At 32.6% G+C, this 21,984-nt stretch carries 18 protein-coding genes; 17 read left to right on the top strand and 1 reads right to left on the bottom strand.

Annotated elements, in window-relative coordinates; all coding sequences use genetic code 11:
* The first annotated feature begins 402 nt into the window (after positions 1 to 402).
* From RYL55_RS01300 to RYL55_RS01235, 14 genes are all read left to right on the top strand, one after another.
* Positions 403 to 2,013 carry an ABC transporter ATP-binding protein gene (locus RYL55_RS01300; protein WP_315006598.1) on the top strand — a complete coding sequence of 537 codons (1,611 nt, stop codon included), beginning with the start codon at positions 403 to 405 and terminating at the stop codon, positions 2,011 to 2,013.
* Positions 2,014 to 2,419: 406 nt separating this feature from the next.
* Entirely contained in the window at positions 2,420 to 2,692 is a 273-nt protein-coding gene (locus RYL55_RS01295; protein WP_315006596.1) for a hypothetical protein, read from the top strand.
* Positions 2,693 to 2,749: 57 nt separating this feature from the next.
* On the top strand, positions 2,750 to 4,039 hold the full coding sequence (locus RYL55_RS01290; RefSeq protein ID WP_315006593.1) for an ATP-binding cassette domain-containing protein: 1,290 nt from the start codon (positions 2,750 to 2,752) through the stop codon (positions 4,037 to 4,039).
* A gap of 223 nt (positions 4,040 to 4,262) precedes the next feature.
* The gene (locus RYL55_RS01285) at positions 4,263 to 5,861 is read left to right on the top strand and encodes an ABC transporter ATP-binding protein (RefSeq protein ID WP_315006591.1); all 1,599 of its coding nucleotides are present in this window, start codon (positions 4,263 to 4,265) and stop codon (positions 5,859 to 5,861) included.
* A 114-nt stretch (positions 5,862 to 5,975) separates the two neighbouring features.
* Positions 5,976 to 6,152: a hypothetical protein gene (locus RYL55_RS01280; RefSeq protein ID WP_315006589.1), complete on the top strand. Its 177-nt coding sequence runs from the start codon at positions 5,976 to 5,978 to the stop codon at positions 6,150 to 6,152.
* The gene (locus RYL55_RS01275) at positions 6,149 to 6,730 is read left to right on the top strand and encodes a GNAT family N-acetyltransferase (protein ID WP_315006587.1); all 582 of its coding nucleotides are present in this window, start codon (positions 6,149 to 6,151) and stop codon (positions 6,728 to 6,730) included. Before RYL55_RS01280 ends, RYL55_RS01275 begins: the two co-directional genes overlap by 4 nt.
* A 213-nt stretch (positions 6,731 to 6,943) precedes the next feature.
* On the top strand, positions 6,944 to 7,888 hold the full coding sequence (locus RYL55_RS01270; RefSeq protein ID WP_315006585.1) for an ABC transporter permease: 945 nt from the start codon (positions 6,944 to 6,946) through the stop codon (positions 7,886 to 7,888).
* The gene (locus RYL55_RS01265; RefSeq protein ID WP_314354723.1) at positions 7,888 to 8,868 is read left to right on the top strand and encodes an ABC transporter permease; all 981 of its coding nucleotides are present in this window, start codon (positions 7,888 to 7,890) and stop codon (positions 8,866 to 8,868) included. Before RYL55_RS01270 ends, RYL55_RS01265 begins: the two co-directional genes overlap by 1 nt.
* Positions 8,869 to 8,877: 9 nt before the next feature.
* Positions 8,878 to 9,921 (top strand): ABC transporter ATP-binding protein, encoded by a 1,044-nt coding sequence (locus RYL55_RS01260; RefSeq protein ID WP_315006582.1) that lies wholly within the window; start codon positions 8,878 to 8,880, stop codon positions 9,919 to 9,921.
* Entirely contained in the window at positions 9,914 to 10,831 is a 918-nt protein-coding gene (locus tag RYL55_RS01255; protein WP_315006580.1) for an ATP-binding cassette domain-containing protein, read from the top strand. Before RYL55_RS01260 ends, RYL55_RS01255 begins: the two co-directional genes overlap by 8 nt.
* Positions 10,832 to 10,952: 121 nt before the next feature.
* Positions 10,953 to 11,195: an acyl carrier protein gene (gene acpP / locus RYL55_RS01250; RefSeq protein ID WP_006703534.1), complete on the top strand. Its 243-nt coding sequence runs from the start codon at positions 10,953 to 10,955 to the stop codon at positions 11,193 to 11,195.
* A gap of 451 nt (positions 11,196 to 11,646) precedes the next feature.
* Positions 11,647 to 13,434 carry an oligopeptide ABC transporter substrate-binding protein gene (locus RYL55_RS01245; RefSeq protein WP_315006578.1) on the top strand — a complete coding sequence of 596 codons (1,788 nt, stop codon included), beginning with the start codon at positions 11,647 to 11,649 and terminating at the stop codon, positions 13,432 to 13,434.
* A gap of 85 nt (positions 13,435 to 13,519) precedes the next feature.
* The gene (locus RYL55_RS01240) at positions 13,520 to 14,860 is read left to right on the top strand and encodes a helicase-related protein (protein WP_315006577.1); all 1,341 of its coding nucleotides are present in this window, start codon (positions 13,520 to 13,522) and stop codon (positions 14,858 to 14,860) included.
* Position 14,861: 1 nt separating this feature from the next.
* Positions 14,862 to 15,536: a ComF family protein gene (locus RYL55_RS01235; RefSeq protein WP_315006575.1), complete on the top strand. Its 675-nt coding sequence runs from the start codon at positions 14,862 to 14,864 to the stop codon at positions 15,534 to 15,536.
* 640 nt (positions 15,537 to 16,176) lie between these two features.
* Here RYL55_RS01235 and RYL55_RS01230 read toward each other — a convergent pair.
* Entirely contained in the window at positions 16,177 to 17,271 is a 1,095-nt protein-coding gene (locus RYL55_RS01230) for a glycerol dehydrogenase (RefSeq protein ID WP_315006573.1), read from the bottom strand.
* A 330-nt stretch (positions 17,272 to 17,601) separates the two neighbouring features.
* On the opposite strand from RYL55_RS01230, the gene hpf reads away from it, so the two are divergent.
* The 3 genes from hpf to prfB all read left to right on the top strand — a co-directional run bounded on the left by hpf (position 17,602) and on the right by prfB (position 21,919).
* Entirely contained in the window at positions 17,602 to 18,150 is a 549-nt protein-coding gene (gene hpf / locus RYL55_RS01225) for a ribosome hibernation-promoting factor, HPF/YfiA family (RefSeq protein WP_314110433.1), read from the top strand.
* A 154-nt stretch (positions 18,151 to 18,304) separates the two neighbouring features.
* A complete protein-coding gene (gene secA / locus RYL55_RS01220) occupies positions 18,305 to 20,746 on the top strand; it encodes a preprotein translocase subunit SecA (RefSeq protein ID WP_315006571.1) in 2,442 nt (813 codons plus the stop codon).
* Between the two features lie 59 nt (positions 20,747 to 20,805).
* A protein-coding gene (gene prfB / locus RYL55_RS01215; protein ID WP_399545429.1) for a peptide chain release factor 2 occupies positions 20,806 to 21,919 on the top strand; the annotation gives its coding sequence in 2 pieces (ribosomal slippage) (positions 20,806 to 20,865 and positions 20,867 to 21,919; 1,113 coding nt in all).
* Positions 21,920 to 21,984: the final 65 nt, after the last annotated feature.

The raw sequence follows: 21,984 nt of genomic DNA, 5'->3' as shown, positions 1-21,984 counted from the left end.
AAAGATTTTAAGTTTATTAGCTATTGCTAGTATAGATACTTACGATGCACTAAATAATATTAATATATTAGGAAATAATAAAGTTGAATCATTAGGAAATGCAACATTATATGACCAATTCGCTTGCCAAGTTGATAATTATGGATTTTCTACCTATAAATAATCATTAAGTTTGTTTGTGCCATGGCATAGCAGGGATTATATATTATCTCTGGCGTGAGGGTTGTTTAGAGTGTAGTCATAATATCTTAAGATTATTGAATCGATATTATGAGCGCCTATTTATCGAACCAAACCAAGATTTTCGAATTCTAGAGGGGTATGTTATTGGTTATGTTAGCATTACACATGAATAAACAATTCAAAGGAGATATTCTATTAGGATATAGTTAGGAGATTAATATGAAAAGTTTAATGAAATATATAAAAAGAGAATGGAAAAAGAATAGTTATGTGTTATTGACAATTATTGTAGGGCAAGCTTGTTTAGTATTGTGGGGAGTTAGTATAGCTAATTTAGTGACGGCTTTAGCCAAGTTGGAAATTGAAACAGCAAAGTTATTAAGTGTTCAATTGCTTGTTATCTTCATGGTATGGATGTTTCAACTATTTTTTGAGAGAAAATTACTAACAGATGCAGTTCAAAGTATGGATTGCAGAATACGAGAGGATATTGCGCAAGAATTAGTGACAACAGATTACCTTTCTTTTAATGAAAATGAACAGGGTGTTTATTTGTCTTGGTTGACGAATGACATCATGACGATTAATCAACACGGTTTTAACAACTTAGAGATGATGATTAATCAGGCTGTGGGGATTGCTTTGAGTGTATCGGCTATAGTTTATTTTCATTATTCAATTATTGTCGTAATAGTGTTATTATTTATAGCAATGGTGTTAGTTCCAAAAAAATTTAGCACCAAAATGACAAGTAGTATGGAAATTATGACCAAAGTCAGTGATGAGGTGACGAGTACTTTTACAGATGTACTGCATGGATTTAATGATTTATCAAGTATGAATTTAGGAGATTATTTTAAGGGTAAAATCTTATTTGGATCGTACAGATTAAAAAAAGTAAAGGTACAATACGCTGTTGATTCTGGGAAAATGATATCTGCCACAAATGGATTAAGTTTATTTAGTCAAATTATCTTATTGGTATTTACAGGGTATTTATATGTAGAAGGGTATGTCCCTATAGGAGCTATAGGTGGAGTGCAGTTTTTCGCTGCAACAATTTTCTCGAGCCTAACAGGGTTTAATGCTAATTATGCGGAACTGAAAACCGTTCAACCTGTGTTTGAGAAATATAGTAAGAAATTAAAAAGTAATTGTGAAAGAAATGATGGGAAAGTCGTCAATGAGCTAACAAATAGTATCCGATTGCAAAATATTCATTTTAGTTATCCTAATACTGAACGTGTTGTTTTAGAAAATATGAACATGGAAATTAAAAAGGGAGATAAGGTAGTGATTACTGCTGAATCAGGAAAAGGGAAATCAACACTGTTAAATATTATGAATCGTCGTCTAGAACCAACTAAAGGTAATATCTACTGGGATAATATTTCTTATAAAGACTTAGACATTACTAGTTTACATAATTCTATAATCTACATTGATCAAAATCCACATTTATTTAATGCAACGATACGTGAAAATATTATTTTAAATGAATCGATAGAGGAAGGTAGATTAGAAAATATTTTAAAACAGGTTGGTCTTAGCGACTGGATTGATTCTTTGGAACTAGGGTTAGAAACAATTATTGATTATCAAGCAAAAAATATTTCTGGCGGACAGAAACAAAAAATAATATTAGCAAGAGGTTTGTTGAGAAATAAAAAAGTCGTGTTATTAGATGAAATTACTTCATCGCTAGATAATCAATCTGCACTAGAAATAGAAAAATTGTTATTCGATAATGACACGCTTACTGTAGTAATGGTAACTCATCATCTGTCAGAGTATGTGATTCAAAGATTAACTAAACAATATGTTTTGTAACTGAATAACTTTCTTTTATTACGAAATATTACACTGAGACTTAATGTGTAGAACAAATAGTGGAGTATTTCATATCAGCATGTTTTCTGAAGTGGCCCCAAAAAGTTTAACTTTTTGGGGTCACTTCATTTTTGCGTAAATAACTTTATCTATAGTAGCAAAGGGCGGCAGCAAACCTTCGGTTTCATTGCTACTGCTACCATGAAAAGTCATTGCCCATTGTCAAAATATGTCTGATGTAAAAGTTCTATTGAGAAATTTTCTAATCATATTGTTTTTATTTTTTAATTAAACTATAATCTGAATTGGAAGTGGTTTAATCTTCTAAAATTTAATGTGAAGGAGGTAACATCATGTTTTTATATCGAGTAATGTTTGTATTTTAGATTTTTATGGAGGAATTTTAATGTATCGTTATATTCGTAAAAGTATGAAACCATTTATTGCCTTTTCTTTCGTTAGTATGCTTGGGGCAGTATCTGTTGTTTTTATGGCTTATATTATTAATTTATTAGTGGAAACTATTACAGAAGGAAAATTTGAAAATTTTATATGGATTGCAGTTTTATCCTTTGTTTATGTATTGATTGATTCATATTTAGATTATGCAGTAGATGTTGTAAATGAAAGACTAACGCAGGAATTAATGTATCACATTCGAGAAGATTTACTCGAATAAATTGAAAGCCAATCCATTGTGGAGTTTGAAAAATTAGGTAGAGATTACTACTTAAATATGTACACAAAAGATTTAGAAACTATTGAAAGTGATTATATTAAAGAATTGTTAAGTATGTACAATGATGTATGGGTATTTATTTTAGGATTCGTATCTGCCATAGTCATTAGTCCTTTGTTTGCTATTTTAATGATTGGATTAAGTTCGTTACCATTTGCGTTGCCATATTTTTCAAGAAAAATTTTAGGAAATGCAAAATTAAATTTATCTCAAATTAATGAAAAATATTTATCGTTATTAACAGAAATATTCGATTCTTTTACAACTTTAAAAGTATATGATGTTTTTCCGTTATTTAATAAACGCTTAAGAAGTAAAAGTCGTGATTTAGTAGAAGCAAAGGTATACGTAACACATACTAATAAATTTGTTTATGCAATTTCTTATGGATTGAGAATGTTTGTAAATGTATTCTCTTGGGTATTAGGAGGCTATTTTGTATTAAATTATTCGGTTACTTTAGCAGTATTTTTTACAATTAAACAATTAACACAATATGTAGCATATCCTATTCAAGGGTTTGGAGCGAGTTATACGGAAGTAGTCGCTGCTAAAAGTGTAAAAGATAAAGTGTTTGAAATTATTGATCAAAGAAAAATTAACGTCGTAAAAGAAGAATCTAATATTCAAAAAATTATTTTTGAAGATTTTTCGGTAAATTTTGATGAAAAACTAATATTTCAACAGTTGAATCTTCAATTAGAAAAAGGGAAGAAGTATCTTTTGATTGGTGAAAGTGGTAGTGGAAAATCAACCTTTTTAAAATCATTGATTGGTTCAATCGCTGTTGAAAATCAGTCATTGAAATTTCAATTGGAAAATGGGAAATTATTGGATAGTTCTGAATTAGAAAAAATTTCTCATCAAATTTCTTATATTGGGCAAGAAACTTCAATCTTTCAATTATCATTAAAAGAGAATATTAGCTTACAAAATTCAATTACTGATTCTCAGTTTCAAGCGTTATGTAAGCAAGTTGGATTAGAAAAATGGGCGGATCAGTCAACGGAGTTTAATAGTATTCTTTCGACTGCATCAGGTGGTGAAAAGAGAAGAATTGATTTGGCGAGGTTATTATTCTTTGATAGAGAAATTTTATTATTTGATGAACCGACTGCTGGCTTGGATGTTCAGAATCGCTTGAAAGTAGAAGAAGTAGTGAAACAGTTAGAAAATAAATTAATCGTTTATAGTACACACCAATATGATGAAGAATTTATGCAACAATTTGATTATTGTTTAGAAATACAAGATGGAAGCATTATGATAAGGGAGATAAATGCGTAAATGACTTTATTTATAGTAGCAGAAAGGACGCAAGCAGCCTCGCAAAGCGAGTCTCATTGCTAAACTTTGAGCCTAGGGTCTCAAAGTTTCCAGTATTAGAAGTCGAAGCGACTTCTAATACTACTGCTACTATGAAAAGTCATATTCTTTTAGAATACTATTTACTAAAACACTACTTTGCGATATAGTGAACAATAATACTTAAAAAAAGGAGCAATGAAATATGCTGAGTTTATTAAAATTATTCCAATCGATTCCAAAGAAAATTCTTTTGCTCATTGTTATTGGAATGGGTATTACGGCATTGGATGGAATTGTAATTCCTTATTTTATTTCCAATTTAATCGAAGTGGGAACTTCTAAAAATGTTACGGATTTAGTACTTATTTCGATTGTTGGGATATTAGGGTATGGTTTTGTTCGTTTTGGAGTGTTTATTTGGGATGAATTTCAACAACGACTATTAAAATTATTATCGATTCAAACGAAGGAAAAACTGATTACGAATTATTATGAAGGGGACTTCGAACAAAGTGAAGTAGAGTCCATTCTATTAACGGAGTGGAATGTCATTCAACAACAAGGAATTGTTTCATTTATTAGTTTTGTATATTGTCTGACTTTTTCGTTTGTTACTTTTATTTATATAACTATTTTAGATTTGAAAATGACGATTATTTTCTTAGCTTTTGCGATTTTACCTTTGTTAATTCCGCATTTGTTTACGAAGAAAATTAAAGTGAAGGCGCAAGAGTGGTCGCAGAATAATCAACAGTATATTGCAAGACAACATGAGTTCATTGATTATAAGCGTGTGATTAAAAATTTTCGAGTAGAATCAATTGCCATTTCGAATTTAGGTTGTAAAATTCGTGCAACGGAAGAAGATTATTATCAGATGAATCATTTACGTTTTCTTTCAAAAATCTTAGCGAATTTAGTATCCGGAATTAGTTCTTTTCTTCCTTTAGCAATTGGTGTTTATTTTTCTATTCAGGGTGATTTGAAATTATCCGTTGTCATGGCGATTTATTTAGCAAGTGATCGTATTATTAGTCCATTATTAAATGCGATGGATTTTTATCAAAAAATGAATACAACGATTCCAATGGTTCAGCGAATGAATAAATATTTAGAATTTGAACCGATGAAGGAAGAAGAAGTACTTGTCACAGAAGTTTTTCCTATTCAATTAACGAATATTCATTTAAAAGTAAAAGAACATACGATTTTAAATGAGTTACACTTGATGATGAATAAAGGAGAACGGATTTTATTAATGGGGCCTTCAGGAAGTGGGAAAACAACTTTATTAGATTGTATTTATGGAGATATCCATCCACAAGCTGGGCAAATAAGCTTTGCAGGAGTCGAGGCATCTGAGACAAATAATGCTTTTCAAAAAGCTAAGATTGGTTATTTTATGCAAGAATCTACAATTTTTATGAATTCATTAGCGTTTAATCTAACTCTTGGTGAAGAATATTCTGTAGAACAGATGGAGAATGTTCTAAAAGAAGTGCATTTGTCTTATTTACTTGAACGATATAATTTAATGGATGAAACTGTAAATTTAGTTGACAATTTATCTGGAGGAGAAAAAGCCCGATTATGTTTAGCTCGATTATTGCTTCGTTCTTATGAAGTATTATTAATAGATGAATTTTCTTCTGCAGTTGATGAAGAAACAACTACTTTTATTCGAGACTTATTAAAAGAAAGACAAATGAGTTTTATAGAAATTTCCCATCGTATGCCAAAACATCCAGAAGATTATCACAAGATTTATGTGTTGGAAGATGGAAAGTTGTCAATTAAGTAAAGGTTTTTGATTAATAAATTGATGGGTATTTTGTTGTATTTGTCAACCTGTTAGATTGTAAAATTTAAGATGGTACTGTATGCTATGCTTGTAGAGTGAGAAGGAGGTTATGTTATGGCAACAGAAAGTTTTACAACTAATATTATATTTAATCATAATCATACAGATGCATTGGTTAAAGCGCTGAAAAATAATCAAAAGCCTAATTTAACCGAAGTTTCTGCTGAGACTTTAAGAGGAAAAGAAGAAGTATCAAATTTTGTTCGCCAGTTAAAGGAGTCTAAAAAGTGAAATATCAAATTTTAACTTTACGACAATTAATGGAAGAATTATTTGAGCATGAACTGACTGAAATAATTAATAGATTTAAAAGTATTTCGCAACAAGATGGAAAATCAAATGATGTGGAATACTTTTTACATAATAAGGCAATTCATTTAGAGAAAGTAGGAGCTTCTACGACGTATTTGGTGTTTGATCAAACGATAAATTTATTAGGTTATTTTTCTCTAGCAAATAAACCTTTAACTATGCCAAAAAAGTATGTAGAAAAGCTTTCTAAAACACAAAAGAAGATTTTGAGAAATCATAGTTATATAACCTCTAATGGAGATTTACAAATATATAGTTATTTATTAGGACAAATCGGAAGAAATTTCAATGATCAACATACTATTAAAGGACAAGATTTACTAACATTAGCTTATAAGAAGTTACAAGAAGCATGTATGATTGTTGGATCTAAATATGTTTGGCTTGAGTGTGAAAATAATGAACATCTTTTAAACTTTTATCAAGATTTTGGATTTAAACAAGTAGAAGGTTATACATCTCCTAATCAATTAAAGGTTATGATTATAAAATTATAAAATCTACTATACCGACCCCAAAAAGTTAGACTAAAAATCTAACAGTTGGAGGTCGGTCTTTTTATAATCAGCCATTTATTGTAGTTTTAATGAAATGTACACTACATTCTCAAACTTTTTCAAACAAAATGATTGAATTATAAAAGCTAAAAATAGTATGATAGATAAAACATTCTTTATTAAAAAGTGAAGAGTATTTTCAGGAGGAAGTACATGAATCAATATACGAAATATATTTTAAAACGGATTTTCTACATGGTTGTTACATTGTTTTTAATTGCGACAATCACGTTTTTCTTAATGAAATTATTACCGGGTTCGCCTTATGCGAATGAAGAGAATTTAACAGATGCTCAATTACAAATTATGAATGCAAAATATGGGTTGGATAAACCAGTTTGGATGCAATATTTCATTTATTTAGGTGGTTTAGTTCGATTAGATTTAGGAATGTCTTTCCAATATAATTCAACGGTCTTAAATTTATTATCTAGTCGTGTAGGCCCATCGTTCCAAATTGGGCTACAAGCATTAATTTTCGGTATGGGAATGGGTACATTGCTTGGATTAGTGGCAGCGATGAAACAAAATACGATTGTGGATACTGGAGCTACTTTCTTTGCGATTATTGGACGTTCAGTGCCAAGTTTTGTATTTGCAGTTGTTTTACAATTAGTATTCGGCGTTATTTTTCCGATATTACCAATTGCATTATGGAATCAAGGGTTTATTTCTTCGATTTTACCGACTTTAGCATTATCCATCTCTCCAGTAGCGGATTCTGCTCGTTTTATTCGTACGGAAATGGTTGAAGTGTTACAGTCTGATTATATGGAATTAGCACGTGCAAAAGGTTTGAGCCGTATGGAAGTTGTCATGAAACATGGGGTACGTAATGCGTTGATTCCTTTAGTGACCATTGCTGGTCCAATGTTAGTTGGTTTAATGACAGGCTCAATGGTCATTGAAAATATTTTTGCCATTCCTGGTATTGGGGAGCAATTTGTTAAATCCATTTTAACAAATGATTATCCAACAATTATGGGTGTGACAATGATGTATTCATTTTTACTAGTTGTGACCATTTTAATTGTGGATTTACTATATGGATTTATTGATCCTAGAATTCGTTTAACACAAGGAGGAGAAGCTTCATAATGACAGAAAAAGTAGCATTTAAACGTGTAGCATCGTCTTTTGAACAAGTGGAAAATATTTCACTGCCTCCTCAAAGTTTTTTACAAGATGCATGGAGACGATTGAAAAAAAACAAAGGGGCAGTTGTATCGTTAGGAATTGTAGTTCTCTTTATCATTCTTGCTTTATTAGCCCCTTTTATTAGTCCGCATGATCCATTGGAACAAAATGTTCAATTTGCGAATTTACCAGCTAAAATTCCTGGTATTTTTAAAGGGATGAGAGCGGGAGTAGATGCATATGCTCAAGCAGGAGTTCCTGAAGGAACTTATTACTATTTAGGGACAGATGGTTTAGGAAGAGATTTATTATCTCGAATTTTATATGGAACAAGATTATCATTATTAATTGCCTTTGCTGCTGCAATGTTTGATTTAACAGTAGGGGTATTATATGGCTTGATTTCTGGCTGGTTTGGTGGTCGTGTAGACACAGTGATGCAACGTATTTTAGAAATTATGACGGCTATTCCAAACTTAGTTATCTTAGTGTTAATGTTGTTATTTTTACAACCAGGTGTCGGTACGATTATTTTAGCTATTGGGGTTACGAGTTGGTTAACAATGGCCCGTGTTGTTCGCGCGCAAACATTAAAATTAAAAAATTTAGAATATGTCCTAGCGTCTAAATCATTAGGACAAAGTTTTTGGAAAATTGCATTGAAACACCTATTACCAAATATTGCTGGAATTATTATTATTCAAACGATGTTTTCAATTCCTTCAGCGATTTTCTTTGAAGCATTTTTAAGTTTCTTAGGAATTGGGGTTCCAGTACCAAATGCTTCATTAGGTTCGCTTATTAATGATGGGTATAAAACATTTAGATTTTTACCACACTTAATGTGGTTCCCGGCAATTGTATTATGTATTTTAATGATTAGTTTTAATTTATTAGCAGATGGATTAAGAGATGCCTTTGATCCAAAAATGAAAGAATAGGAGAAATGTATGAGTGAAACAATTTTAAGTGTAAAAAATTTACAAGTATCCTTTCAAACATTTGATGGAAAAGTTCAAGCGGTTCGAGGGATAGATTTTGACTTGAAAAAAGGAGAAACTTTAGCGATTGTTGGTGAGTCTGGTTCAGGTAAATCTGTTACGACTAGATCTATTATGCAATTATTATCTGCCAATGCTTTAGTTGAAAATGGAGAAATTATTTTCGAACAAGAAAATATTTTAGAAAAATCAGAATCTGAAATGCAACAAATTCGTGGGAAGAAAATTGCGATGATTTTCCAAGACCCAATGACGTCATTAGACCCAACGATGAAAGTTGGCATGCAAGTAGCGGAATCGATGATTAAGCATTTAAAATTATCGAAAAAAGAAGCCTTGCAACAAGCTGTTCAATTATTAGAACAAGTCGGAATTCCAAATGCGGGAAAAAGAGTGAATGATTATCCGCATCAATTTTCTGGTGGACAAAGACAAAGGATCGTTATTGCAATTGCATTAGCATGTCATCCAGATATTTTAATTGCAGACGAACCAACGACTGCATTGGATGTAACGATTCAAGCACAAATTTTAGAATTATTAAAAGAAATTCAACAAAAGCAGGGCACTTCTATTATTTTTATTACGCATGATTTAGGTGTTGTAGCTAATATTGCAGATAGAGTGGCTGTAATGTATGCTGGGAAGATTGTGGAATATGGACTAGTCGATGAAATTTTTTACAATCCAAGACATCCATATACATGGGGATTATTATGCTCAATGCCTTCTTTAGAAGAGGAAGAATCCTTATATACGATTCCTGGAACACCGCCAGATTTATTAAATCCTCCAAAAGGAGATGCATTTGCTCTAAGAAGCGACTATGCATTAGATATTGATTTTGAAGAAATGCCACCAATGTTTGCTGTATCGAATACACATGCTGCAGCAACATGGTTATTAGATGAACGTGCTCCAAAAGTAGAGCCACCGGAAGAAATTCAAAAACGCTGGACACAATTTGAAAGTAGGAGAGTGACAAATGAGTAAACGTAAATTAGTCGAAGTTAAAGGCTTAAAGTGTTACTTTGGTTCTTCTTCGAAACAAGTTGTAAAAGCAGTCGATGATATTAGTTTTGAAATTTTTGAAGGCGAGACTTTCGGTCTTGTTGGAGAATCCGGTTCAGGAAAATCTACGACAGGTCGTTCGATTTTGCGATTGAATGATGCAACAGACGGACAAATTTTATTTGATGGAAAAGAAATTCCAACAAAAACAAAAGAATTAAAAGATTTTAGAAAACAGGCACAAATGATTTTCCAAGATCCATATGCTTCTTTAAATGGTAGAATGAAAGTTAGAGATATTATTGCGGAAGGAATGGATATCCACGGTATCGTTAAAACTCGTGCAGAAAGAGATGCAAAAGTAAACGAATTATTGAAAATGGTAGGATTGAATCCAGAACATGCCAATCGTTACCCACATGAGTTTTCTGGTGGTCAACGTCAAAGAATAGGGATTGCAAGAGCTTTAGCAGTAAATCCTCGTTTTATTGTCTGTGATGAGCCAATTTCAGCATTAGATGTATCAATTCAAGCACAAATCGTTAATTTATTAAAAAAATTGCAAAAAGAGCAACAATTAACATATTTATTTATTGCGCATGATTTATCGATGGTAAAATATATTAGTGATCGAATTGCAGTGATGTATCAAGGGAAAATCGTAGAATTAGGAACTGCTGATGCTGTTTATCATCAACCATTCCATCCGTATACGAAGAGTCTATTATCAGCAATTCCTTTACCAGATCCTCAATATGAAAGAAATCGTAAAAGAGTGATTTATCAGCCAACTGTTCAAAATGAACCAGAAGAAATGTTTGAAATGACTCCGGGACATTTTGTACTAACTACAAAAGAACAAGCTGAAATTTGGAAAAACAGTTTATCATAGTACTATATAAAATAAAGTGCTTTCAAAAGAAATGATAGACAATAAAGACAAATTTAAGTAAAATAAGAGTATAACCGTTTAGGAGTGTAGGGAGAAATCGCTTAGACAAGGAGGATAACAAATGTCAGAGCAAGAAGTATTAGACAAAGTAATTCAGTTAATCTCGGAACGTTTTAGTGTCGATGTATTAAAAATTACAAAAGATACAACATTCCAAGAAGACTTAGGTGCTGATTCATTAGATGTTGTTGAATTAGTCATGGAATTAGAAGATGCATTCGGTATTCAGATTTCTGATGAAGATGCTGAACAAATTGTTACAATTGGAGATGCTGTAAACTATATTGTTAGTCAACAAGCGTAATAAGGTTACGAAAAGACTTTTCTAAAATAGCAGAGGACGCAAGCAACCACGCAAAAGCGATTTTCCTGTCATGCTATAGCGAAAAGTCTTTTCTTATTGGATAGGTGTTTATGAGAGTACGAAAAAAAGTAACTTTTCTATAATAGTAAAGGATGCAAGCAGTTTTGCAAAAGTGATTTTCCTGTTATGCTATAGCGAAAAGTCTTTTTTGTTGTTTAAAATTAAAAAATGAGTAGAAGAGTCAATAAAGTGTACCATAATTTTTGTAAATTTTATCGTTATAAAAATTATCTATAACTATAAAAGGTTATAATCATAATATATAGATATGTTTTCAATATTAAAAAATGATGAAATATCTATTAGAAATTGCAATAAACATTGAAATGACTTCTAAACTTTGTTACTATCTTGACATTCATTAGTTTTTTTAAAACTTAGGAGGGATAATATGAAAAACAAGAAATTATATACAGGATTTCTTAGCGTTACTGCTGCGCTAGCATTAGCAGCATGTGGTAACAAACAACAATCTTCTTCATCAGTACAGGCTCCTGTTGAAGACGGATTTAAAACAGAGGTGGTAAATGATGGTAATGCAATTAGTGGTGGGACACTAAATTATGCACAAGTATCAAACTCACCATTTAAAGGATTATTTAACCCTATTTTATATATCGACTCTGGTGATGGAGATATTGTTAATTTGGCTTTCACTAATTTATTTGGATATGATGGAAATCAAAAAATTGACAATAGCAAAGGGATGGCTGAGTATAAGTTAGACCGTGAAAATAAAATTTTTACAATCCATTTGAAAAAGGGAGATTATAAATGGTCAGATGGACAACCTTTAACAATTGATGACTACATTTTCACATATGAAGTATTAAGCCGTTCAGATTATGAAGGAGTTCGTTTCTCTGAAGATATTTTAAATGTTGAAGGAGTAGAAGAATTCCACGAAGGCAAAGCATCATCTATTTCAGGTTTAGAAAAAGTTGATGATCAAACTGTTAAACTTCACTTAAAAGAAGTTTATCCAGCGTTAGAGTATGGTGGAGAAGCTGTCAATACTTTAATGATTCCAAAACATATTTATAAAGATATGACTTATCAAGAAATGATTACATCAGATTACTCTCGTACAAAAGTAGTTGGTAGTGGACCATTCGTTATCAAAAACATCGTACCAGGTGAATCTGTAAGCTTTGAGAAAAACCCTTATTACTATAAAGGTCAACCAAAAATTGACTTAAAATTAGATGTTGTAAGTAGTGAGCAAATTGTTTCAGAATTAAAAGCAGGTCACTATGATTTTGTAAGTGGTATGCCTTCTGATCAATACGAAACATTCAAAGATTTAGATAATATTTCATTATTAGGATTAATGACAAACCAAATTAGCTATACTGGTTTTAATGTAGGACATTGGGATGCAGCTAAAGGGGAACACGTAGTAGATCCTTCTAAGAAAATGAATGATGTGGCTTTACGTAAAGCAATTGGATATGCAATCGACAATGATTCAGTAGCGAAAGATACTTATCACGGCTTATCTGTTCGTGCCAATACATTATTATCTCCATTCTTCAAAGACTTATATGTAGGTAAAGATGTCGTTCCAGGATTCGACTACAACCCTGAAAAAGCTAAAGAAATCTTAAAAGAAGCTGGCTATAAAGATGTTGATGGCGATGGATTTGTAGAAGATAAAGAAGGAAAACCATTAGTGATTAACTTCTTAGCAGCTAAAGGTAGTGAAACTGCTGAAGCAGTATTACAACAATACATTACATGGTGGAAAGAAGTTGGATTAAATGTACAATTATTAAATGGTCGTACATTAGACTTCCAAACTTATGCAGAAAAATTACAAAAATATGCTGATGACTTTGATATGTGGACTGGAGGATTTACAATTGGATTTAACCCATCTCCAGATGGATTATATGGACCAAAAGCTGCCTTCAACTTTGGTCACTTTGTAGAACCAAAACATACAGCATTATTACAACGTATTTCATCTGACGAAACATTCGATGAAAAAGTTAAAAAACAATTATTCTTAGAATGGCAACAATACGTTCAAGAAAACCCATTTGCAATTCCTCGTTTCAATACATTTGAATTAACAGCTGTTAATAAACGTGTGAAGAAAATGAATATTACAGTTGAAAACGGAACTGGTTGGGAAGAAGTAGAATTAGTAGCGGATAAAGGTGTCGCTGCTAAATAAGCTTCATTAAAAAAATAGTATAAAATTTTTTAAGCAGCGAATTTTTTCGCTGCTTTTTTCGTATATATAGATTAGGAGGTGTTCTATGGAAGAACAGGGAAGAATTCAAGTAAAGTTTCAATCGCAAAGAGATTCTATATTAGAACAAATGGGAGAAGTATTGCCTGGATTTTATAAGGGAAGTGGAAAATTTGTTTGTAATCGTTGTGGCAATCAAAATGTTGAAGAGTTTGCGGTGGGACCTTGTATCATTTGCCAGAAAAATTGCCATTATTGTTTGAGATGTTTAAATATGGGGAAAGTAAAAGAATGTTGTGTACTAGTAGCTGTTGAGGAGCAAACTCCGGCATTTCCACCGCATTCCGTTCAGTTATATTACAAGCATACGATGTCTAAAGAACAGGAAAAATTATCAAAAGAATTAGTAGAGGTAACGGATAAGGAACATTTAGTATGGGCAGTTACTGGAGCAGGAAAGACTGAAATGATTTTTGAATTAATTCGAACAGTATTAGAAAAGGGAGGAAGAGTTGGATTAGCAGCTCCAAGAATTGATGTTTGTAACGAAGTAGCTCCCAGAATTAAAGAAGCCTTTCCTTTAGAAGAGGTGACTGTTTTACATGGATTAACGGATGAAAGTTATAAAAGAACCCCCATTACTATTGCCACGACTCATCAAATGCTACGATTTTATTATGCATTTGATGTACTAATTGTAGATGAAGTAGATGCCTTTCCTTACTCGAATAGTGACATGTTACAATTTGCTGTCCATCGTGCGGTTAAGCCTGTAGGAAGGTTAGTCTTTATGACAGCAACACCTTCAAAGTTGGAATTGTACAAAATTCAACATCATCAACTATCGTACTCTTTATTACCAGCAAGATTCCATCGGCATCCTCTTGTTGTACCTCTGTTTAAGGAATTACGAAATTGGAATAGCGCTTTAGAAAAGAAAAAAATTCCACAAGAGTTGTATCTCTGGATGAAGAAGCGACTAGATGAAAAAACTCCGTTTTTAATATTTGTGTCAACGATTGGGCAAATTTGTGCAGTGGAAGAGATGATGAGTCGAGCTTTTTCGAATGCAAGTTTTTCCAGTGTTTCCTCTCAAGAGGATCAGCGACAAGAAAGAATACAACAAATGAGAGATGGAAAGTTAGATTTTCTAATTACAACAACGATTCTTGAGAGAGGAGTTACTTTTTATGGAATTGATGTAGCTGTAACAGAGGCTCAAGAAGAGATTTTTACAAGGGAAGTGTTAGTACAAATTGCAGGAAGAGTAGGTAGAAGTGTAGATCATCCAGGGGGAGAAGTTGTCTATTTTTATGAAGGAATGAGTCGAGCAATGAAACAAGCTAAAAAAGAAATTGAATCATTGAATGAAGAAGCTAGAAAAAGAGGATTAATAGAAGGTGACTAAAATGCGTTGTGTATGGTGTGGAAATGATGTAACAGCAGATTCAGGAATTAGTTCTTTATTCATGTGGAATTCAAGACCGATTTGTCGTCAGTGTCAAAAATTATTCCACTCATTGGAAAAGGAACCTACTTGTCCGGGATGTGGTCGTTTAATGGAGGAAGCGGCACTCTGTTATGACTGCGTTCGTTGGAAAGAGATGGAGTCTTATTTCCCTAAGAATCAAGCATTATATGTGTATGATGAACAGGCAAAAGAATTTATGGAACGATATAAATTCACGGGAGACTGTGCTGTAGCTTTTTTAATCCAAGAAGATTTGAAAAGGGCGTTAAAAACATATCTCAAACAAGGATATACGATTTGTCCACTACCCACTTCTAAACAAAGTTTAGAAAAAAGAGAGTTTGAATCGGTTGAGTACTTTCTAGAACTATCGAAAATTCCGTATCAGCAATTCCTTTACCATATTGGAAAAGGGAAAAAACAATCTGAAAAGACGAGAGAAGAGAGAATGCAATTGCAACAACCCTTTGTATTGAAAGAAGAGGTAAACTTGCCGGATAAAGTTTTACTGTTTGATGATATTTATACGACTGGGAAAACGATTCGACTAGCTGTAAAGTTATTGCAGGAAAAAGGGATAGAGGATGTTAAATTGTTTACGGTATTTCGATAACAGGAGAAAACAAAAAGGAATTAAGTCATTTAAAGTTACTTAATTCCTTTTAAATTTAAATATAGATACTGTTTAAAATTTTGATAAAACAGTTAAAGAAATAACTACCCCAAAAACAAAAGCGAATGAAAAAAGGGATGTAATCAATTGGGTAAAAATATAAGTTTGTAAAATTTTTGGAATACCAATAATCAAAATAAGAAGGAGTAATCCAATAAAAAGATAGATTCCAACAATTATCATACGAGATTCCAGTAGGTTAGTTTTGATTGATAGAGTAATGACTAACATTGTTAATACGATATTCAGGATAAATAAAATGGATATTCCTAAAAGAGCAGTATGATTAGCTCTTAAAAGTTAGGATAAAATATGTTCATCATTTGAATATTGAAAAAAGGTAATAATAGATATAACAACAAAGTAGTAGAAGCAATGATTCTTTTTAACATAATAACCCTCCGTTCAATTTTATTGATTACGATATAGTGTGACGCATTTTTCACCTATATTATACTATGTTTGATGAAAATTTATATAGGGACTATGAATTATTTAGGAAATAACTAAAAAATCAGCAGAAGCAGATATCTGCTTGAGCTGATTGAAATGATTTTTGAAAGAGTGTATTCCTCAAAAATTAAAATCGAGTTGTCACGTACTGATCAAGAGCGATTAGAGCATTGGCTACATCTTCAGCAGTATATTGAACCACCATTTGATGGATTGTTTCGCCATCTTGTGTAGCTAAACGACCGATTTTTAGTAAATCTTCATAAGGTACAGTATCTAATTTTACTTCTTTTAATGTCGTTGGTAAGCCTAATTCTTTATAGAATGTAATATATTTATCTAATTCTTCTTTAGGACGGTTTTCTAATAAAAGTTGTGTTAATGTACCATAAGCTACTTTTTCACCGTGAGTAAGAGTGTGAATATCGCCATGTAAAGCTGTAAATCCATTGTGGATGGCGTGAGCAGCTGCTAAACCAGCAGATTCAAATCCAATACCACTTAATAATGTGTTTGCTTCAACAACTTTTTCTAATGCAGGAGTTACTACTTTTGCATTGGCTGCAGCTAATGCTTGAAGTCCGTTTTCAAATAAAGTAGCTTCGCAAGCACGAGCAATAGCTTCTGAAGCGATGGTTGGAGTATCTCCTACCATTGTTTTTCCTTGAGCTTCGATTACTGCACGAGCTTCAACCCAAGTAGCAAGAGCATCTGCAATTCCTGAAACAAGTAAACGAACAGGAGAGTGAGCGATAACATTTGTATCAATTAAAACTAATTCTGGATTTTTAGTATAGAAACGATAGCGTTCAAATACACCCTCTGGAGAATAAATAACAGATAAAGCAGAAGTTGGTGCATCTGTAGAAGCAACTGTTGGTAAAATAGCTACAGGACATTGACAGTCATCTGAGATTGCTTTAGCAGTGTCGATTGTTTTACCACCACCTAAACCGACAATAACTGTTAATTCATGTTCTTTAGCGATTTCAGCTACACGACTAACCTCTTTGTTCGAAGCTTCACCATTGAAACTTTCATGATAAACAGTTGCTCCAGCAGCAACTAAATTTTCTTCTAATTCTTTTCCGACTAAATCATAAACAATTGGGTCACATAGAAGAAGTAGTCGATTCCCTAACGCTAAAACATGGGAAAGACCTGTTTTAAAAACATCTTTTCCTTGAACATAACGAGATGGACTTGCAAAAACTTTTTCCATAAAACAACACTCCTTTGTGTTATAAGATATATTAACTGTACTACTGTAAACGGTTTCTGTCAATGAAACGGATAAGCTTTTTGTTTGTTAAAATCGGAAAAATAATGAATATTGAGAAAAAGTTAACAAATAAAATTAGATTAAATTCAACTTATTAAAAAGTTTTAATAAAATGTTTAGGAATTCCTAAAGTTAATTGAAAACGGTTGTAAAAAATAAGAAAAAGGTTTATAATAAAATCATAGAAAGAAATCAAAAGAAGGGATTCTTAAGAGTGGTCCTTAAGAGATTTCTTCAGTCTGGCATAGCCAGATGAAAGGGGAGATTATTATGTTCAAATATAATATTCGCGGAGAAAATATTGAAGTTACTGAAGCAATTCGTAATTATGCTGAAAAGAAACTTTCAAAATTAGAAAAATACTTTGGAGATGTTGCTAATGCAACGGTTCATGTTAATTTGAAAGTATATTCTGAAAAAACTGCAAAAGTTGAAGTAACAATTCCTCTTCCTTATTTAGTCTTACGTGCAGAAGAAACTTCTGGAGACCTATATGGTAGTATTGACTTAGTGATTGATAAATTAGAAAGACAAGTTCGTAAACATAAAACAAAAATTAATCGTAAATCTCGTGAAAAAGGATTTGAAGTGCTTGTTGCCCCTGTTGTATCTGAAACAGTGGAAGAAGATGAATCAGTATTAGAGATTGTACGTACCAAACGTGTTGATTTAAAACCAATGGATAGTGAAGAAGCGGTTTTACAAATGAATATGTTAGGTCATAACTTCTTTATTTACCAAGATGCAGAAACAAATGAAACACATATTGTTTATCGTCGTAAAGATGGTAAATATGGTTTAATTGAAACAAATGCATAAAATCCTTCTTTAAGGTAGAGTTGGAAAAAATTTTCCAACTCTGCCTTTTTTTCTTTTCTATTTTGAATAATGATGGTAAAATGAATAAGATGCAACTGGTATACTCATTTGCAAGATAGATGATTTAGAAAGAAAAATATAAAGGAGTCAGAGAATGGCAAATTTTTTAAAGCAATTAGTTGAAAATAACAAACGCGAAGTTCGTAAACTTGAAAAAATAGCAGATAAAGTAATTAGCTTGGAAAGTAAAATGGAAGCATTAAGTGATGCAGACTTTCCAGTAAAAACAGAAGAATTCAAAGCAAGATATGCTTCAGGAGAATCATTAGATAAATTATTACCAGAAGCATTCGCTTTAGTACGTGAAGGTGCTAAACGTGTTTTAGGCTTATTCCCTTATAAAGTTCAAATTATGGGAGGTATCACTCTACATAATGGGAATATTGCGGAGATGCGTACAGGGGAAGGTAAAACATTAACAGCGACAATGCCTGTATATTTAAATGCACTTTCAGGTGATGGTGTACACGTAGTAACCGTTAATGAATACTTATCTACACGTGACGCGAAAGAAATGGGAGAATTATATAATTTCCTAGGATTAAGTGTAGGTGTAAACTTAACTGGACAATCACCAGAAGAAAAACGTGCTGCTTATTATGCAGATATTACTTATAGTACAAATAGTGAGTTAGGATTTGACTACTTACGTGATAACATGGTCGTTTACAAATCACAAATGGTACAACGTCCATTAAACTATGCGGTAGTTGACGAAACAGACTCAATTTTAATTGACGAAGCTCGTACACCATTGATTATTTCAGGTCAAGCTGAAAAATCTACCGTTTTATATCAACGTGCAGATTTCTTCGTTAAAGCATTGAAAGAAGATGAAGACTATACGATTGATTTAACTTCGAAATCTATTTCATTAACAGACGAAGGTATTAATAAAGCAGAACAAACTTTCCGTTTACCAAACTTATATGATGTGGACAATTCAGCATTAGTTCATCATATTGATCAAGCTTTACGTGCGAATTACATTATGATTCGAGATATCGATTATGTAGTAGATGAAGGACAAGTAAAAATCGTAGATGGATTTACAGGTCGTATTATGGAAGGTCGTCGTTATTCAGATGGATTACACCAAGCGATTGAAGCAAAAGAAGGTGTAGAAGTTGAAAATGAATCTAAAACAATGGCGACAATTACTTACCAAAACTTCTTCCGTATGTATCGTAAATTATCAGGTATGACAGGGACTGCTAAAACGGAAGAAGAAGAATTCCGTGAAATTTATAATATGAACGTTATTACGATTCCAACAAACCGTCCTGTTCAACGTATTGATGCTCATGATGTGATTTATCCATCATTGAAGAGCAAATTTAAAGCGGTAGTACGTGATATTAAAGAACGTCATGAAAAAGGACAACCCATTCTTGTGGGTACAGTAGCTGTAGAAACAAGTGAGTTAATTTCACAAATGCTACATCAAGAAGGAATTCCTCATGAAGTATTAAATGCTAAAAATCACTTTAAAGAAGCAGAAATCGTTATGATGGCCGGACAACGTGGTGCTGTTACAATTGCCACAAACATGGCAGGTCGTGGAACAGACATTAAGTTAGGTAAAGGCGTTAAAGAATTAGGTGGTTTATGCGTTATCGGAACAGAGCGTCATGAAAGCCGTCGTATTGATAACCAGTTACGTGGACGTTCTGGACGTCAAGGAGATCCAGGTGCAACGCAATTCTACCTATCATTAGAAGATGACTTAATGAAACGTTTCGGCGGAGAAAGAATGCAAGCAATCTGGGAAAGATTAAATATTGACGAAAATGGAGACGACAATTTCATTCAAAGTAAAATGTTATCTCGTCAAGTAGAATCTTCTCAAAAACGTGTAGAAGGAAATAACTATGATACACGTAAAAACGTATTACAATATGACGAAGTGATGCGTGAACAACGTGAAATCATTTATTCACAAAGATTACAAATTATTAATGAAGAAAATTCATTAGAAAAAGTAACAAAATCAATGATTCGTAGAACAATTCACCGTATGGTAGAAAATCATACATTAGGTGAAAAGAAAACTTGGGATTTAGAAAGCTTAGTAGATTTCGCAGCTAATGCAATTTGTCATCCAGATGAAATTTCATTATCAGACTTAAAAGGAAAAACTCCATCAGAAATTGAAGGTCTATTAAATGAAAAAGCAATGGAAATTTACAAAGAAAAACAAGAGCAATTAAATGGGGATTCTCAAATGCTTGAGTTTGAAAAAGTTGTTATTTTACGAGTAGTTGACCGTAAATGGACAGATCATATCGATGATATGGATCAATTACGTGAGGGTGTAGGGTTACGTGGATATGCACAAATCGACCCATTAACAGAGTATCAAACAGAAGGATTCAATCGTTTCCAACAAATGATTGCGGCTATTGATTATGATGTGACTCGTATCTTGATGAAATCTCAAATTCGTCAAAACTTACAACGTGAACAAGTGCAAGGTGCTAGAAGTGTGATTGCTCAAGGGCATGATCGTCCAACTGAAGAACCAGAACAAGCATAATAAGAAGTAGGCTGGGCAAAAGTCCAGCCTACCTTTTTACAATGAGATAGGAGAATGGTATGGAAATTAGTGAAATCAGAAATGCATTAGAAAAAATGAGTACTCAGATGACAAGTTATAGGGGGTCTCTTTGACTTAGATCATTTAGAAGAAGATATTGCTTCTTATGAGCAACAAATGTCTGAACCTGGATTTTGGGATGATAATGAAAAAGCACAAATGGTCATTCAAAAGAGTAATGAATTAAAAGCAGTCTATGACACTTTTCATCAATTAGAACTACAAGTAGAAGAAGTGGAACTATTATTTGAAATGTATAAAGAAGATCCCGAAGAAGAAATTCATGAGGAGTTAGTGGAACGTGTTCATAGCGTTGAAAAAGAATTAGAAAAATATGAATTAAGTATGTTACTAAGTGGACCTCATGATAAATGTAGTGCAATTTTAGAAATTCATCCAGGAGCTGGTGGAACAGAATCACAAGACTGGGGTAGTATGCTGTTAAGAATGTATACAAGATGGGCTGAACAACATGGATACCGCATTGAAACAGTTGATTATCAAGATGGAGAAGAAGCTGGTATTAAGTCTGTGACGTTATCTATTGAAGGATTAAATGCCTATGGTTATTTGAAGAGTGAAAAAGGCGTACATCGTTTAGTAAGAATTTCTCCATTTGATGCTGCTGGAAAACGTCACACTTCATTTTGTTCTATTGATATTATGCCTCAATTAGAAGGGGATATTGATATCGAAATTAATCCAGATGATTTGAAAATTGATGTATATCGTGCGAGTGGTGCTGGGGGGCAACATATTAATAAAACTTCATCAGCTGTTCGTATTACGCATATTCCAACTGGAATTGTAACGCAAAGTCAGGCGCAACGTTCGCAATTTAAAAATAAGGATCAAGCGATGGCAATGTTAAAAACGAAGTTATATCAATTAGAAGAAGAGAAGAAAGCAGCTGAGTTAGCTGAAATTCGTGGCGAACAAAAAGATATTGCTTGGGGTTCTCAAATTCGAAATTATGTATTCCATCCGTATTCTTTAGTAAAAGATTTACGTTCGGGTCATGAAACGGGGAATATTGGTGCTGTTATGGATGGAGATTTAGATCCATTTATGGATGCGTATTTAAAATGGACGCTATCCGGCGAGACGGAATAAAAATTGACTTTTTGGATATAGTAGTAAAGGACGTCAGCTTCCTGTGATAGAAACCACACCTCGTG

This window comes from uncultured Granulicatella sp. (assembly GCF_963515615.1).
Lineage (GTDB): Bacteria > Bacillota > Bacilli > Lactobacillales > Aerococcaceae > Granulicatella.
Note: the sequence above shows the minus strand (reverse complement) of the source record. Positions and strands in the feature narration are given on the sequence as shown.